This window comes from Microbacterium testaceum, from assembly GCF_001476655.1.
GTDB classification, from domain to species: domain Bacteria; phylum Actinomycetota; class Actinomycetes; order Actinomycetales; family Microbacteriaceae; genus Microbacterium; species Microbacterium testaceum_C.
In genome coordinates this window covers 1-552 of the sequence record NZ_LDRT01000222.1, presented here as the reverse complement: position 1 = coordinate 552, position 552 = coordinate 1, and the positions used below count along the sequence as shown (strand labels likewise).

General features: G+C 73.2%; 1 protein-coding gene. It reads left to right on the top strand.

Annotated features, from left to right (window positions below; all coding sequences use genetic code 11):
- Positions 1-552 (top strand): biotin carboxylase N-terminal domain-containing protein (locus NS220_RS18565; RefSeq protein ID WP_275934691.1); only part of this gene is annotated, 552 nt, incomplete at both ends.

Genomic DNA, 552 nt, shown 5'->3' with positions numbered 1-552 from the left:
TCGCCAACCGCGGCGAGATCGCCGTCCGAGTCATCCGTGCCGCCCGCGATTCGGGGAAGGCCTCCGTGGCCGTCTACGCCGATCAGGACCGCGACGCCCTGCACACCCGCCTCGCCGACGAGGCCTACGCCCTCGACGGCGTGACCAGCGCCGACACCTACCTCTCGATCGAGAAGATCCTCTCGGTCGCCCGCCGCTCCGGCGCCGATGCCGTGCACCCGGGCTACGGATTCCTCGCCGAGAACGCCGACTTCGCGCGCGCCGTGATCGGTGCGGGTCTCGTCTGGATCGGCCCCTCGCCGGATGCCATCGAGGCGCTCGGCGACAAGGTCACCGCCCGCCACGTCGCCGAGAAGGTCGGCGCGCCCCTCGCTCCCGGAACCCCCGGTCCCGTCTCGGGCGCCGACGAGGTCATCGCGTTCGCGAACGAGGTCGGCCTGCCGATCGCCATCAAGGCGGCCTACGGCGGCGGCGGACGCGGCCTCAAGGTCGCGCGCGAGCTCGACGAGGTCGCCGAGATGTTCGAGTCCGCCACGCGCGAGGCCGTCGCCG